Source organism: Gillisia sp. Hel_I_86, from assembly GCF_007827275.1.
GTDB lineage: Bacteria > Bacteroidota > Bacteroidia > Flavobacteriales > Flavobacteriaceae > Gillisia.
The window spans coordinates 1,972,388-1,987,387 of the sequence record NZ_VISE01000001.1; the positions used below are offsets into that span (position 1 = coordinate 1,972,388).

At 38.7% G+C, this 15,000-nt stretch carries 15 protein-coding genes; 14 read left to right on the forward strand and 1 reads right to left on the reverse strand.

Translation table 11 applies throughout. The features are described 5' to 3' along the window. Window positions 1–81: 81 nt before the first annotated feature. On the forward strand, window positions 82–1,335 hold the full coding sequence (locus JM83_RS08820) for an ABC transporter permease (RefSeq protein WP_144961316.1): 1,254 nt from the start codon (window positions 82–84) through the stop codon (window positions 1,333–1,335). A 413-nt stretch (window positions 1,336–1,748) separates the two neighbouring features. On the opposite strand, the gene JM83_RS08825 is transcribed toward JM83_RS08820, so the two are convergent. Further along, window positions 1,749–2,216 (reverse strand): GAF domain-containing protein, encoded by a 468-nt coding sequence (locus JM83_RS08825; RefSeq protein WP_144961319.1) that lies wholly within the window; start codon window positions 2,214–2,216, stop codon window positions 1,749–1,751. An 87-nt stretch (window positions 2,217–2,303) separates the two neighbouring features. Here JM83_RS08825 and xrtF point away from each other — a divergent pair, with 87 nt between their 5' ends. From xrtF to JM83_RS08890, 13 genes are all read left to right on the forward strand, one after another. After that, window positions 2,304–2,861 (forward strand): exosortase family protein XrtF, encoded by a 558-nt coding sequence (xrtF, locus tag JM83_RS08830; RefSeq protein ID WP_144961322.1) that lies wholly within the window; start codon window positions 2,304–2,306, stop codon window positions 2,859–2,861. Further along, a complete protein-coding gene (locus JM83_RS08835; protein ID WP_144961325.1) occupies window positions 2,845–3,291 on the forward strand; it encodes an exosortase F system-associated membrane protein in 447 nt (148 codons plus the stop codon). Before xrtF ends, JM83_RS08835 begins: the two co-directional genes overlap by 17 nt. 121 nt (window positions 3,292–3,412) lie before the next feature. Next, on the forward strand, window positions 3,413–3,829 hold the full coding sequence (locus JM83_RS08840; protein ID WP_144961328.1) for an HYC_CC_PP family protein: 417 nt from the start codon (window positions 3,413–3,415) through the stop codon (window positions 3,827–3,829). Between the two features lie 142 nt (window positions 3,830–3,971). Beyond that, a complete protein-coding gene (locus JM83_RS08845) occupies window positions 3,972–7,811 on the forward strand; it encodes an efflux RND transporter permease subunit (RefSeq protein ID WP_144961330.1) in 3,840 nt (1,279 codons plus the stop codon). Next, window positions 7,804–9,069 (forward strand): TolC family protein, encoded by a 1,266-nt coding sequence (locus JM83_RS08850; protein WP_144961333.1) that lies wholly within the window; start codon window positions 7,804–7,806, stop codon window positions 9,067–9,069. The genes JM83_RS08845 and JM83_RS08850 overlap by 8 nt, the downstream gene beginning before the upstream one ends. Before the next feature lie 13 nt (window positions 9,070–9,082). Further along, window positions 9,083–10,930 carry an efflux RND transporter periplasmic adaptor subunit gene (locus JM83_RS08855; RefSeq protein WP_144961336.1) on the forward strand — a complete coding sequence of 616 codons (1,848 nt, stop codon included), beginning with the start codon at window positions 9,083–9,085 and terminating at the stop codon, window positions 10,928–10,930. A gap of 62 nt (window positions 10,931–10,992) precedes the next feature. Beyond that, the gene (locus tag JM83_RS08860; RefSeq protein WP_144961339.1) at window positions 10,993–11,256 is read left to right on the forward strand and encodes a hypothetical protein; all 264 of its coding nucleotides are present in this window, start codon (window positions 10,993–10,995) and stop codon (window positions 11,254–11,256) included. A gap of 90 nt (window positions 11,257–11,346) precedes the next feature. Further along, a complete protein-coding gene (locus JM83_RS08865; protein WP_186434975.1) occupies window positions 11,347–11,859 on the forward strand; it encodes a DUF3347 domain-containing protein in 513 nt (170 codons plus the stop codon). 75 nt (window positions 11,860–11,934) lie between these two features. After that, complete coding sequence (locus JM83_RS08870; protein ID WP_144961341.1) at window positions 11,935–12,381, forward strand: hypothetical protein; 447 nt, start codon at window positions 11,935–11,937, stop codon at window positions 12,379–12,381. Window positions 12,382–12,560: 179 nt separating this feature from the next. Next, window positions 12,561–12,893 (forward strand): P-II family nitrogen regulator, encoded by a 333-nt coding sequence (locus tag JM83_RS08875; RefSeq protein WP_144961344.1) that lies wholly within the window; start codon window positions 12,561–12,563, stop codon window positions 12,891–12,893. 366 nt (window positions 12,894–13,259) lie between these two features. Further along, window positions 13,260–13,829 carry a helix-turn-helix domain-containing protein gene (locus JM83_RS08880; protein WP_144961347.1) on the forward strand — a complete coding sequence of 190 codons (570 nt, stop codon included), beginning with the start codon at window positions 13,260–13,262 and terminating at the stop codon, window positions 13,827–13,829. A 74-nt stretch (window positions 13,830–13,903) separates the two neighbouring features. Then, window positions 13,904–14,452, forward strand: coding sequence for a DUF3347 domain-containing protein (locus JM83_RS08885; RefSeq protein ID WP_144961350.1), 549 nt, complete (start codon window positions 13,904–13,906; stop codon window positions 14,450–14,452). A 34-nt stretch (window positions 14,453–14,486) separates the two neighbouring features. Then, a complete protein-coding gene (locus JM83_RS08890) occupies window positions 14,487–14,981 on the forward strand; it encodes a DUF305 domain-containing protein (protein WP_144961353.1) in 495 nt (164 codons plus the stop codon). The last annotated feature ends 19 nt before the right edge of the window (window positions 14,982–15,000 follow it).

Consider the following 15,000-nt stretch of genomic DNA (forward strand, 5'->3'; position numbering starts at 1 on the left):
TTTTATTTCTTAAAATAAATGTAACAAAATTATGCTGTGGACGTCTTATCTTTATTCTATGCAAAAACACCTGTTTTTTCTATGCTTATATATGTAAGGTTATTAAAAGAAAGTTTCAATTTTGCAGTAAGTGCATTAAGAAACAATAAATTACGAACCTTTCTTTCGTTATTAGGAGTAACCATTGGTATCTTCTCCATAATTGCAGTATTGGCTGCGGTAGATTCCTTGCAAAGAGAAATAAAAGGAAATTTAAGTTCCCTGGATAACAGCACCATAATTGTAATGCGCTTTAAATTTGGCCCCTCAGATATTCCAAGATGGAAAAGAGAACAATTTCCAGATGTTTCTTATGATGAATACCAATACTTGGAAAAAAGCCTTCCAGATGTAGAAGCTATGGATTATGCATTGAATGTTGGGAGGGAGATTATAAAATTTGAAGAAAAAACCGTCTCGCAAGTAGAAATTGGTGCGGTTACCCATAATTATTATCAAATTGAAGCGCTACAACTTGCCCAAGGAAGGTTTTTTAACGAGGCAGAATCTGTAAGTGGAACGCATGTAATTATTTTGGGTCATGAGATTGCGCAGAATCTATTTGGAGAAAGTGATCCTTTAGGGAAACAAATTAGAATGTATGGCCGACGGTTTACTGTAATAGGTGTACTTAAGAAAGAAGGAGCAGGATTGTTTGGGGGTTCTAAGGATACTGCGGCTTTCCTACCTGTAAATGTAATTAGACGCATTTATGGGGATAATAATAAAGCTGCTTTCCCTCAAATTATTATAAAACCCGAGGAAGGGGTGGACAATGCTGAATTTATCGCGGTGTTAACCCAAAAACTTCGTAATTATAGGGCTTTGAAGCCAGATGAGGTAAGTAACTTCTTTGTGAATCAGCTGCAAGGCTTTGCAGATCTTATAGATAATATTACGGGTCAACTAAATTTAATGGGGCTTGTTATAAGTGGATTCTCGCTATTGGTAGGAGGCTTCGGAATTGCAAACATCATGTTTGTAAGTGTAAAGGAAAGAACAAATTTAATAGGAATCCAAAAATCCTTGGGGGCCAAGAATAGGTTTATCTTGTTTCAGTTTTTGTTCGAAGCAGTTATTTTAGCGATAATTGGTGGGTTAATTGGATTATTTCTGGTTTGGATAGTCTCGCTCATAGCTTCCCAATTCACCGGGGACTTCGAATTTGTACTCTCTCCATGGAATATGTTCATAGGCACCATGGTATCTGCAATTATTGGATTGATTTCTGGGATAATACCTGCAATCGCAGCTTCCAAGCTGGATCCTGTGGAAGCGATTAGGACTGGGATATAGTTTTTAATTCAAGGTTTAAAATTCAGAATTCAGAATTCCGGGTTTCGGATTCAGGATTTAAAATTCCGAGTTCAGGATTCAAAATTGAATACTTCACAATAAACAATCATTGCCGTCCGGCAAAAGATATAAAACCGCTTTGCTGATAGATTTGAGACGTTAGACTTGATCTTAACTAATTGAAAATGAATGTTATAATTTGTATTAATTTTTCAAAAAGAAAAAATATTTCTTTACTCCTATAGCAAGCTCCTTAATCTCAAAATCAGTGGAAATTCCCATTATTTATATCCTAACGGAAGTACTAAATTTTTTTACCGGACAACAATTATAAACAACAAAAAACAAAAAACAAAAAACAAACAATAAAACTTGAACCTTAAATTCCGAATTTTGAATTCCGAACCTTGAATTTAAAATTCTGAATCTAAAATTTTCGCGATTTCTTCGTTGATAAACTCCAAGAACAACTCGTCTTCTCTGGAAAATGGATCTGCGGTATGGGAATCTATATCTATTTGCCCAATATTTTCTCCATTTACGAATAAAGGCACAACGATCTCAGCTTTCACATACATACTGCAGGCAATATAGTTGTCCTGTGCTTTTACATCTGGCACTACAAAATTCTTGTTTGTAACGGCTACTTGTCCACAAATACCTTTTCCGAATGGAATAATTATGTGATCTGTGGGTTCTCCAGCAAAGGCTCTTAATTTGAGCTCGTTCTTATTGCCATTTTTAAAATAGAAGCCTACCCAATCGTAGTAGGGAATATTTTTCTCCAGTAATTCACAAACTGCTGTTAGTCTATGATCTATAGAAAGATTTTTGGATTCTATAATGGAAAGTACCTGAGGTTTTAATTTTTTAAAAGGCATGATGCTGATTTTTGTTCAAAAGTATTAAAAAGTATTAGGATGCTCACGGTAGTATTTTCTATAAATTTGTTAAAATCAAGATTGTAATTGTTTCAATTATTTCGAAAATATAGATCGGTATTACAATTTATCCTTATTTTCATGGGGAGTTATTTTATATTCTCGATTTTATATAGTTGGTATCTCAGTGTTTCTGAAAACTCTAATTATTATCCCGATTTTTTCACTCATTTAGTGGCTTTGCAAAGCGAAGCAGTGATAGAATTCTTTGGATATTCTTCAAAAATAATGATACATCCAAATGAACCGTCCCTGAAATTATATGTTAACAAAGTATTTCTTGCCAGAATTATAGAAGGTTGTAATTCTATAAGTATCATCATTTTATTTACTTCTTTCATACTTTCTTTTTTTGCCAAGTTTAAAGTAACTTTTCTCTTTATTTTTGCTGGAGCGGTACTTATTTATATCGCAAATATTTTAAGAATTGTTATTTTGGCTATAGGTATTTACGAATATCCACAATATACATCGTTCTTGCACACGATTGTTTTTCCGCTTATAATTTATGGAACGGTTTTTATTTTGTGGGTTTTTTGGGTTCGGTTGTTTTCTAAAAATATAGTAGATGAAAAAGCGGTTTAAGGTTCTATTGATTTCGTTTTTCGTGATCCTGCTAGCGCTGGTGCGCTATTTTGAAAATGAACTATTTTACGACCCGTTAATTAAATTTTACGAAGCAGACTACCTTCGCCACACTGTTCCAAATTTTGAAACCGGCAGGTTGTTTTTTAATGTCCTTTTAAGGTACGCACTCAATTCCACCCTATCGTTGGGAATACTTTATGTTACTTTTTTCGATAAAAACATATTTGAATTTTCGGTATACCTGTTTTCGATCTTCTTTGTAACATGGTTTTTGGCCTTTGTGTTTTTGATTTTTGAAATAGAAAACCAGCACTTTTTAGCACTTTTCTATGTCCGTAGGTTTTTGATCCATCCCATTTTGGTGCTTGTTCTTATGCCGGCTTTCTATTATTATAGGCGCAAGAATGCCCATAAATTCAAAAGTTAATTCAACAAAATTGAAATTTTTTGGGTAGATTATGCGCTATATTTGTGTGGATTTAATTAGAAATTTCTTATGTAGAGGTTTCTATATTGTATTTAACAATTATTGTTTATATTTGCCTGTAATGAAAAAGGGTATTCAAAAATTTTCTTCTTTGGTGCTAGCGCTTTTAGTGTTGGTGTCCACTTTTTCATTTACCATCGATAAACACTTTTGCGGGGGGGATTTAGTTGCCTTTTCCGTTTTTGAACATACAGATGCTTGTGGGATGGCTATTCAAAACCCATCCTCGACAGACGATTGTAGTACACTTTCCACCAATTGCTGCATCGACTCACAATTAGTGTTGGACGGTCAGGACGATTTAAAGACCGCATTCCAAAATTCGAATGCCAGCAAGCAAATTTTTGCTGCGTCATTCATTTACACTTACCTCAACCTTTTTGAAGGCTTGCAAGAAAATGTAATCCCTTTTCGTAATTACTCCCCTCCTGTATTGGTCTTGGATATTCAGCTTTTAGACCAGACTTTCCTTATTTGATTTTATGATTTTTGATTAGTAGCTCCACGTCTTAAGATTGCTGGGTCATTTCTTATCCCCCGTGGGAGTATTCTTTTGTGGATTTTTCAAATAAATAACTTAGAAAAATCTATAGTACAAATTATTAAAAATCAAATATATTATGCTCAATAATATTATCCGTTATTTTCTTGAAAACAAGTTGATAACCTTTATTATACTCTTTACTTTTATAGTGGGTGGAATAGTGACCGCCCCATTTAACTGGGACACCTCCCTTATTGAACGCAACCCGGTCCCGGTTGATGCGATCCCCGATATTGGTGAAAACCAGCAAATTGTTTTTACCGAATGGATGGGGCAATCACCCCAGGATATTGAGGATCAAATCACCTATCCGCTAACCACTGCTTTATTAGGGATTCCCGGGGTAAAAACCATACGAAGCAATTCCATATTCGGGCTATCCAGTATTTATATTATTTTTGAAGAAGATGTCGAATTCTATTGGAGCCGGACTCGTATCCTGGAAAAGTTAAATTCCTTACCTCCCGGAACCGTGCCTGATGCGGTAACTCCGGCCCTGGGGCCCGATGCAACGGCATTGGGGCAGGTGTATTGGTATACCCTGGAGGGCAGGGACCCCAAAACCGGGGAACCCACCGGCGGCTGGGACCCGCATGAGCTCAGGACCATCCAGGATTTTTATGTGCGTTATTATTTGACCGCTTCAAGTGGGGTCGCCGAGGTTGCCTCAATTGGAGGTTTCCTTAAAGAGTACCAGATTGAGATTGATCCGGATGCCATGAAGGCCAATAACGCAGATGTGAAAATGATCATGAATGCGGTAAAAAACAGCAACCAGGATATTGGTGCCCAAACTTTGGAAATTAACAAGGCGGAATATCTAGTAAGGGGCTTGGGATATATTAAGACTTTAGAAGATCTTGAAGAAAGTGTTGTTACCGTAAACAACAATGTCCCCATACGTATAAAAGATGTGGCCAAAGTACAATTTGGTCCCGCGACCCGAAGGGGAGGCCTCGATAAAGGCGGGGTAGAAGCTGTTGGAGGGGTAGTTGTTGCCCGGTATGGGGCCAACCCCCAGGCGGTGATCCAAAACCTGAAAGATAAAATTGAAGAAGTTGCCCCGGGCCTGCCTTCTAAGACCCTGGCCGATGGTACTGTTTCTAAGGTGACCATAGTTCCATTTTATGACCGTTCAGGATTGATCCAGGAAACACTGGGTACTTTAGAGGCAGCCCTTTCCCATGAAGTCTTAATTAGTATACTGGTAGTTATTGTGCTGGTGTTAAACCTCAGGGCTTCCATATTGATCTCTACCCTCTTGCCCGTAGGTGTGTTGATGACCTTTATATTGATGAAATATTTTAATGTAGAAGCCAACATTGTGGCCCTTTCGGGTATCGCCATTGCTATTGGAGTAATGGTTGATGTGGGGATCGTCTTTACCGAAAATATTATACGGCACCTGGAAATGCCGGAAAATGAGGGGGCGAGGGGCAAAAGGCTGGTACAGGTCATTTATATCGCCACGGTTGAAGTCGCTTCGGCCATTATGACGGCCCTGGCCACCACTATTGTGAGTTTCCTGCCTGTTTTTGCGATGCAGGCGCAAGAAGGAAAACTCTTCAGGCCCCTGGCTTTTACCAAAACATTCGCCTTGGTCTCTTCCCTTCTTATAGGTATTATTTTTATTCCGGCCATTGCACAGGTGCTGTTCTCTGTGAGGTTCGATAAAAAAAGGACCAGTAGGATATTCAATGCCATTTTAATTGGGTTTGGGATCGTGTTCCTTTTCGCTTACGGAAGCTTACTTGCACTGGCCTTGATTGCTATTGGGATCAATAACTTGCTTACCCAGAGCCCCCGTTGGAGCGGGTTTAAGGGCAGGGTAAATTTACCATATTCAGAAACCTTGGCCAACTACATCAATATAGCAATAACCATATTGGTGGTAATCTATTTTTTGACCATTGAATGGATGCCTTTGGGAGCTATCAACTCTGTATTTGCCAATTTTATATTTATTATTGTAATAATAGGTGTGATTTTGGGGATTTTAATGACGATAGTGCATTTTTATGAACCAATTCTGGCCTGGTGCTTGGTCAATAAATGGAAATTTTTAACATTGCCCATCTTGGCCGTTATTTTTGGGGTGATCATTTGGATGGGCTTTGGCAAAGTCTTTGGCTTTATTCCCGATGTCGCTAAAAACAATGTGGCCTGGGAAAGCATGGAAGAAACGTTTCCGGGAATAGGCAAGGAGTTTATGCCTGCGCTTAACGAAGGCTCCTTTTTGTTAATGCCCACCACTATGCCGCATTCCAGTGTTTCTGAAAACACCGAAACTATTGCAAGTGTAGATAGACATTTAATGACTATTCCCGAAGTAAAATCCTCTGTTGGGAAATGGGGACGTGTAAATTCGGCCCTGGATCCTGCACCGATATCAATGTATGAGAATACCATAAATTATGTTCCCGAATATATTTTAGATGAAGATGGGCACAGGGAAAGGTTTAAAATAAATGACGATGGGGCGTTTGTTTTAAAAGACGGTTCCACCTATAAATATGGCAAAGATGAATTCCGTAAAATAACCAAAGAAGACCTCACACTTGATGAGGACGGAAAAAACTTCAGGCAATGGAGGGAAAAGATCAGGAAACCCGACGATATTTGGAACGAAATTGTGAAGCACTCCAAATTCCCGGGGCTTACTTCGGCCCCCAAACTGCAACCCATTCAAACCCGTTTGATTATGTTGTCTACGGGAATGCGGGCCCCTATGGGGATAAAAGTTTTTGGCCCCAACCTGGAAATTATTGAAAAAGTAGGGTTTGAATTGGAAAATATTTTAAAAGAAGTCCCCAGCATAAACCCCCCAACGGTATTTGCCGACAGGGTAGTTGGAAAACCTTATTTAGAGCTCAAATTGAACCGGCAGGCGATGTCCCGTTATGGCCTGACTATCCAGGATATGCAAATGCAACTTTCAACAGCTATAGGTGGTAATAAATTAACAACAACTGTAGAAGGCAGGGAACGGTTTCCCGTGCGTGTCCGTTATGCCAGGGAATTCAGGGATAACCCCGAGGATATGAAAAAGATTTTGATCCCAACGCCCACAGGGGTACAGGTAGAGCTTGGGGAGTTGGCATCCTTTGAGTACGTTCGTGGCCCCCAGGTAATCAAAAGTGAGGATACCTTTTTAACAGGCTATGTGATTTTTGATATGAAGGATGGTTATGCCGAAACCAATGTAGTAGAAGACGCCCAGGCACTTATCAAGGAAAAAATGGATAACGGTGAGTTCCATTTGCCCGCTGGGGTTACCTACCGGTTTACCGGGAACTATGAAAACCAGATACGCGCTTCAAAACGCTTGATGATAGTGGTGCCTATCTCCCTGCTTGTGATCCTGTTGATCCTGTATTTTCAGTTTAAATCAATGGTTCCTTCATTGATGGTTTTTAGTGGGATATTTGTGGCCTTTGCCGGTGGGTTTATTATGATTTGGTTATACGGCCAAGGATGGTTCCTGAACTTTGATGTTGCAGGGGTCCATATGCGCGACCTGTTCCAACTGCATACCGTAAATTTGAGTGTGGCTGTATGGGTAGGTTTTATAGCCCTCTTTGGTATCGCTACCGATGATGGGGTGATTATGGGAACTTATTTGACCCAGGTTTTTGATGAGGAGAAACCCAAAACCATCAAAGAGATACGTACTTCGGTATTACATGCCGGTTCCAAGCGGGTAAGACCTGCCATGATGACCGCTGCGGTTGCTGTAATAGCGCTATTGCCAATATTGACCGCAACGGGAAAAGGGGCCGATATAATGGTGCCTATGGCAATCCCTTCTTTTGGGGGCATGCTTTTACAGGTAATGACCATGTTTGTGGTACCCGTTCTTTATAGTATGTGGAAAGAGGGGAAATTAAAGAGACAATTAAAAAAGAGGAATGCTTAAAAATAAAGAGATGATAATGAACATTCGTAAAATATTTTTCACAGGCATGTTTTTGATGCTTGGTTATAGCCTCTTTAGCCAGGAAAATCTGGATACTTATTTAGAGGTTGCCGCCCAAAACAATCCCGGCTTAAAAGCGGAATTCAATGAGTACATGGCAGCGATGGAAAAAGTGCCCCAGGTGGGCGCTTTGCCTGATCCGCAATTCGCTTTCGGGTATTTTATACAACCTGTGGAAACAAGGCTTGGGCCGCAAGAATATAAATTCGGGCTATCCCAAAGTTTCCCATGGTTTGGGTTATTGGATGCTAAAGAAGATGTAGCAACAAACTTGGCAAAGGCACGTTTTGAACAATTTCAAAATACTAAATCCAATATTTTCTATGAAGTGAAAACCGCTTATTTCAATTATTATTTTATTGAAAAGGCTATTGAAATAACCATGGATAATATGGAAATACTGGAAGTGTTCAAAAGGCTGTCCTTGGTTAAGATCGAGGCGGGAACCGCATCTACTGTAGATGAATTGAGGGTAGAACTGGAGTTGAACGACCTTGAAAATCAATTAGCTTTATTTGTGGATACCAGAAACACCTTTCGGGTGAATTTCAATAATTTATTGAACAGGGAAAGGGTTGCAGAGATTGCAGTTCCCGATACGCTCTGGCAGGAGGAACTCCCTTTTGATAAGGTAGCGATGCTGGATGAAATTTATAAATCCAATCACCAGATAAAAAGTATCGAGCATAAACTGGATGCCTTTATAAATCAAGAAGTCGTGGCAAGGAAAGAAGGAATGCCAAAATTTAACGTTGGGCTGGACTATACCATTATCGGTAAAAATCCGATGTCAACAGTTGTCGATAATGGTAACGACGCTTTTATGTTCCCTTCAGTAGGTATTACAATACCCATATACCGTAAGAAATATAAGGCCATGGTTAAAGAGGCCCAATATTTTCAGGAAGCGGAAGTAAACAGAAAAGAAGATATAAAAAATACCTTGAGCACTATTTTTGAGAACATATATAAAGAATATAGTGATAGCGACAGGCGTATAGATTTAAACGAGGAACAGGCCGATATTGCCAAAAGGGTACTGGATATTTTAATCTCCTCCTATTCTGCCAATGCAAGGGACTTTGAGGAAGTATTAAGGATAGAACGCCAATTGTTGAGGTATGAACTGGAACATCAACGAGCCCTGGCCGATAAGAATGCCGCCATAGCATTTATGTATTATTTAATAGGACAATAAAAAAAACAAGATCATGAAAAAATATAAAAATTATCTCATTGCAGCCGGTATTTTGGTTATCGGGATTTTCCTGGGCCTTTTATTCTCGGGAGATAAAGAAGAAGTTGTACATAAAGACGGGGAGCACGAATATGTGCAGGACGAGGAAACAGGACTTTGGACCTGCGCCATGCACCCCCAAATACGGATGGAAGAACCCGGAAATTGCCCAATTTGCGGCATGGAACTTATTCCTCTGGACGAATCTAACAATGGGGACGAGGAAATCGCTTCCAATGAAATTGTGATGTCGCCCCAGGCCCTTCAATTGGCAAATATCCAAACCTCTGTGGTGCAGAAGGCCGATGCCAGTAAGGAAATCCGTTTGCTGGGCAGGATAAAACCCGATGAGAGAAAACTGTTCTCCCAGGTTTCCCATATCCCGGGAAGGATTGAACGTCTATATGTTAACTTCACGGGGGAAAAAGTATATAGTGGGCAAAAAATAGCACGGATTTATTCACCAGACCTGATTTCGGCCCAAAAAGAACTTTTGGAGGCTATCAGGTCCAGGGAGGTGTACCCGCAACTCTATACTGCATCCCGAAACAAACTGAAATTGTGGAAACTGTCTGAGGCCCAACTCGATGCCATTGAAGAATCGGGGGAAGTACAGGAACAAATCGATATTTTATCAGACCATTCCGGATATGTGATGAGCAAGAACGTGGAACTGGGCGATTATGTTAAAGCCGGGAGCAATTTGTTTGAAATAGCAAATTTAAGTACCGTCTGGGCAATGTTTGAAGCCTATGAAGCCGATATCCCATGGATAAATAATGGGGATGTTGTAGACTTTACCATTCAGGCCATTCCCGGTAAAAAATTTCAGGGAAAAGTAACCTATGTAGATCCTTTTGTCTCCTCAGCTACCCGGGTAGCCAAAGTTAGGGTAGAAGTTAATAACCCCGCCGGGAAACTCTTGCCAGAGATGTATGTGAACGGGATCATTCAAGCTCAACTGGATAAGGATAAAGTCAAAGATGCCCTTGTAATTCCCAAATCTGCGGTGCTCTGGACTGGTAAAAGATCTGTGGTATATGTGCAGGTGCCCCATGAAAAGACCATTTCTTTTGTGTACAGGGAAATTACATTAGGCCCGGACACCGGGGATTTCTATATGGTGGCAGAAGGCTTGGAAGAAGGAGAGGTGGTGGTCACCAATGGGGTGTTCAGGATAGATGCTTCTGCCCAGTTAGTGGGACAAAAAAGTATGATGAACCCTGATGGTGGCGTTGCGATGACCGGCCATGCCGGAATGGATATGGGAGGGGGTTCCCCTAAAACAAGTGCTGGGAAAGGTGATAAAGCTACCGACCATTCAAAAATGGAAGATAACACCGACCATACCGAAATGGGAAAAAGGATTAGCATTTCAAAGGAATTCAAAAATCAATTAAAACTGGTATTTGAGGAGTATCTTGATTTAAAAGATGCCTTTGCCGGTGATGATAAGGGGAAAGCCCAAAAATCTGCCAAAGGTTTATTGAATACCATGTCCAAGGTTGATATGAAATTGTTGAAAGACCATGAAGCCCATAACCATTGGATGCTCATTCAGGAAGAAGTTACCGCATCGGCGAAATCCATTTCTGAAATTTCCGAAATAGGGGAGCAAAGAAAACACTTTAAACATTTATCTGCCCACTTGATAAAAGCAGTAAAGTTATTTGGGGTAGACCAAAAAGTATATGAGCAATTTTGTCCCATGGCCGATGATAATAAAGGGGCTACGTGGTTAAGCCTTTCAAAAGATATCAAAAACCCTTATTTGGGCGAGGCCATGCCTACCTGTGGGGAAGTTAAATCGACTATAGAATAAATAGCAGTAAAAATTAATTCAAAAATTTAATAATGTTTTAAGAAACCTTAAAATTTATAATTATGAAAAATTTATTTAAGCTTGAAGTATTGAAAACGAACAAGACGCTCACGGCAAAAGAACAAAATGGCTTTCGTTCAAAATTCAAACCTTTTTTGAACATGGATGGACTTTCTAGCCTTTGCCTTGAGGATGATCACCTATACATAGAATATGGCACACTATCTTTTAATGTGGATTCATTTAAAGATGTTTTAACAAATTCTGGATTTCCATTGAACCATGAGAACCGTAAACTAAAACTAGCCGATAGCTCTGTAGTGTAGATGCCAGGTTGTAGAAAAATTAAGCTTTGTTTTTCTGCCCGACGGGAATAAACTTAATATAAATGTTGAACTTTTAAAATTTAATTAAAAATGAAAAAAACAATGATAATGCTTTGCTTGGCTTTTGTAAGCCTTGGAAGCTATGCACAGCACAACCATGGCAGCCATGAAGAGGGGGAAGAAACTATGGGAAAGGAACCTATGTTCAAAGATAAGGTTATGGGCACGGTGTACGGCCATTACCTTAATTTGAAAGAAGCCTTGGTAGCTTCGAGTAAGGAGGATGCCGCAAAAGCCTCCGCCGAATTGCAAAACTCACTGGGTTTTGTGAAAAACAGCAAAACAGTACAGCTGCAAGCTGAAAAAGTAACCACTGCTGTTTCCCTAGAAGATCAACGTAAGGCCTTTACCAAATTGAGTAGCGAGATGGCCACATTGATAAAAGATGGAGCGCTTGCAATGGGTGAAATTTATTTGGAATTTTGTCCAATGGCCAATGAAAATACTGGAGGTTACTGGCTTTCCAATGAAAAAGAAATCCAAAATCCTTATCTGGGCCAAAACATGTTAAAATGTGGCAGTATAAAAGAAAAAATTAATTAATTAAGCCCTGCATGATATGGGTTGAGCATAACTAGACATGCTCAACCCATACGGCAGGCACAAAACAAGATAAAAATGAAAAGGATAATTAAAGTTTTAGCAGTGGCTTTTTTGACAGTCGGGTTTTTTGGAGCATGTAACTCCTTCGGCGAACAACAAAAGCTAAAAAAGGAAGTAGAATCAGGTAAAGAGGTGGAGCCAATCCAGGAGTCTACCGAAAAACTCTCCTACGATTATCAGGTAGGGGACCACTTGCCCAATGAATTGGTATGTATGGTGAACAATGCTTATATGGGCAAGCCACAAATACCGGTTCCTGTAAACGGAAAAACCTATTATGGCTGCTGTGAAATGTGTGTGGGGGCTTTGAACGGTGATGAAAAAGCTAGAATGGCCACAGATCCATTTAGTGGTAAACAGGTAGATAAATCCGAGGCCTTTATCGTGCTCCAAAACGAGGCAGGGGAAGTAGCTTATTTTGAATCCGAGTCTAATTATAAGACCTATAATAAAAAGGAATAATTTTAAAGGCAGATGCTAAGTGAAACTGTCTAAAAAGTCTTATCTCCTTTAAGCTGAACTTGCTTCAGCTTACAAAATATTGATTAGCAATAAATTGAAATCCTCTAAGAAGGTCAGCATGGCATTTTTACTTTTTGGATTCATTGATTGATTTTAAACCACTTAAAAATTTTTGACCCATGAAAGAAATTAAAGCATATATCCGGGAAAAACGGTTAATAGATGTAGCTGAAAACCTCAAAAAAGAAAATTTTTGTTGTTTCACAGTATTCCAAGGAGAAGGGGTAGGGGATTATACAGATCCTGAAACAGAATTCCCCAGTTTAGCATTTCCCTTTTTGCACGATAAAGTCGTTAAAATAGAAATTGTGTGCAATAAAGAAGAGGTAGATGAAATTATAAACATTATAAAATCGCATGCCCATACGGGAAAAAGAGGGGATGGTTTGATATATGTAAGTAATGTGGAACAGCGGATAAGGATTAGGGATGGTAAATTAGGGAGGCAATAACCCTCCTTTTTTATTATTTGAGTGAGTCAAAATTATTATAAGATTTCTCGTCGCTCGTTCCTCTTCCGATAGCTATCGGAACTGTCGAAATGACAAGATGCTCTTAAAAGTTTATGAAAACCAAAGTAACTACAATGTATCCCGATAACTATCGGGAATGGTTTTAACCTATGCCAAGATAATAAAAAAGGCTAGAAAACATAATAAGCAAAAAATTGGACCTTGCTATTTATTGCATTTATTGTGTAGCTAGGAATATATGTCCAAAATAAGCACCTCCTAGTTGGTGGCATAACAAAAAAAAGAAATACTATATAAAAGAGGCAACCAAATTGATGTTTTCCTAAATACCAGGCGCTGAGTTAAATGAAAAAAGAATATTACATAAAAAACATGGTTTGTAGTCGCTGTATAAAAGTGCTGCGAAATGAATTGTTGGATGGGGAAGTGGATGTTCTGGAGGTTGTTCTTGGAAAGATAGTTATTAAGACCACTTATGAAGACAGGGATAAGATTAAGATCCTAAAGGTATTGCATGAAAACGGTTTTGAGCTATTGGATGCCCCGGCAACTATTATTTCTGAGAGGGTCAAGATAGAACTTATAAACCTATTTAATGTCGTTCCAATGGTGTTGCCAGGTAAACTTTCAGACTACTTGGTTCAAAAAACCAACATGGACTATTCTAAAATCAGTAAAGTTTTCTCTTCAACAGAAAATATAACGATAGAAAAGTATTTTATAAAACTGAAAATTGAAAAGGTAAAGGAATTAATTCAGGCCAACGAATATAATTTTACAGAGATCGGTCAGTTGTTGGACTATAATAATGTCAATTATTTATCAAGACAATTCAAGAGTGAAACCGGGATGAATTTAACAGAATATAAAGGTTTAAGCACTAATTTTAGGAATTCTTTAGACCAAATTATATAGATGTTAGCCAAAATAGTAACAACATAGATAGCAGTTATACAATATTTTAGCGTTCTAACTAAAACTAATCAAAAATGAAAAACAGAACTCTAAATTTTTGTGTCGTCTTGTTAATGGCTGTGTCATTTACATCATGTGGTGAAGACGTGAAAAAACAAACGGTGGAAATTAATACTCCAGAGGAAGTAAAGAAAGCTGAAAAAGAGACACCTGATGTCGCCGATCAAGATTTTGTAGATGGGATGACAGGAAAAGTATGGCATAATTATCTTCAAATCAAAATGGCGTTGACAGAGGGTGACGCCGGAACGGTAAAAGATGTTGCTCGTGAAATGGCTGAAGCTTTTTCTCAAGAAAGGGCAACTATGAAATCTTTATCTCAGCAAATAGCAGCTACAGATGATATTGAAACACAACGCGAATTATTTGCTAAGTTTACAGAAAAAGCAGGCCCTATGTTTGAAAATGCTTTATCTGGCGGAACTATTTATAAAAAATTCTGCCCAATGGCCTTTAATAATAAAGGGGCTTATTGGTATGCAGACATCGCAGAGATAAATAATCCATATTTCGGTGAGAAAATGCCCGATTGTGGTTCTGTAAAAAAAACGATTAAAAAGTAACTACTATTTTAACTAACCATAAACTCAAAAAACAATGAATTCAGAGGAAAAAAAACAGCATAAAATGGATGGGAATAAATACGGTATTTTTCTTTTAATGCTCGGATTATCATTTGTGGCCATGTATATCACCATGTACCTGAACACTTATGAATGGGATCATGCTTATTTTAGCATGACCCGGTTATATATGGCTTGCTTAGGCATTGCCGCAATGGCAGTAATTATGTTGTCGTTCATGTTAAATATGTATAAGAACAAGAAAAAAAATATAGCAATTTACGTTGGAAGCCTTGTTTTATTTGTTGCCGCATTCGGTTTGGTAAGGGCACAACGCCCAATTATTGGAGATGTATTGTATATGAAAGCCATGATCCCCCATCACTCTATTGCAATTTTAACCAGTAAACGTGCAGCTATAGACGATCCAGAGACGAAGAAATTGGCAGAAGAGATCATCGAAGCCCAGTTAAGGGAAATAGCACAAATGAAAAAGATTATTTACAGGTTGGAGAACGAAGGCAAATAGAAACCTGAAAAATGACCTC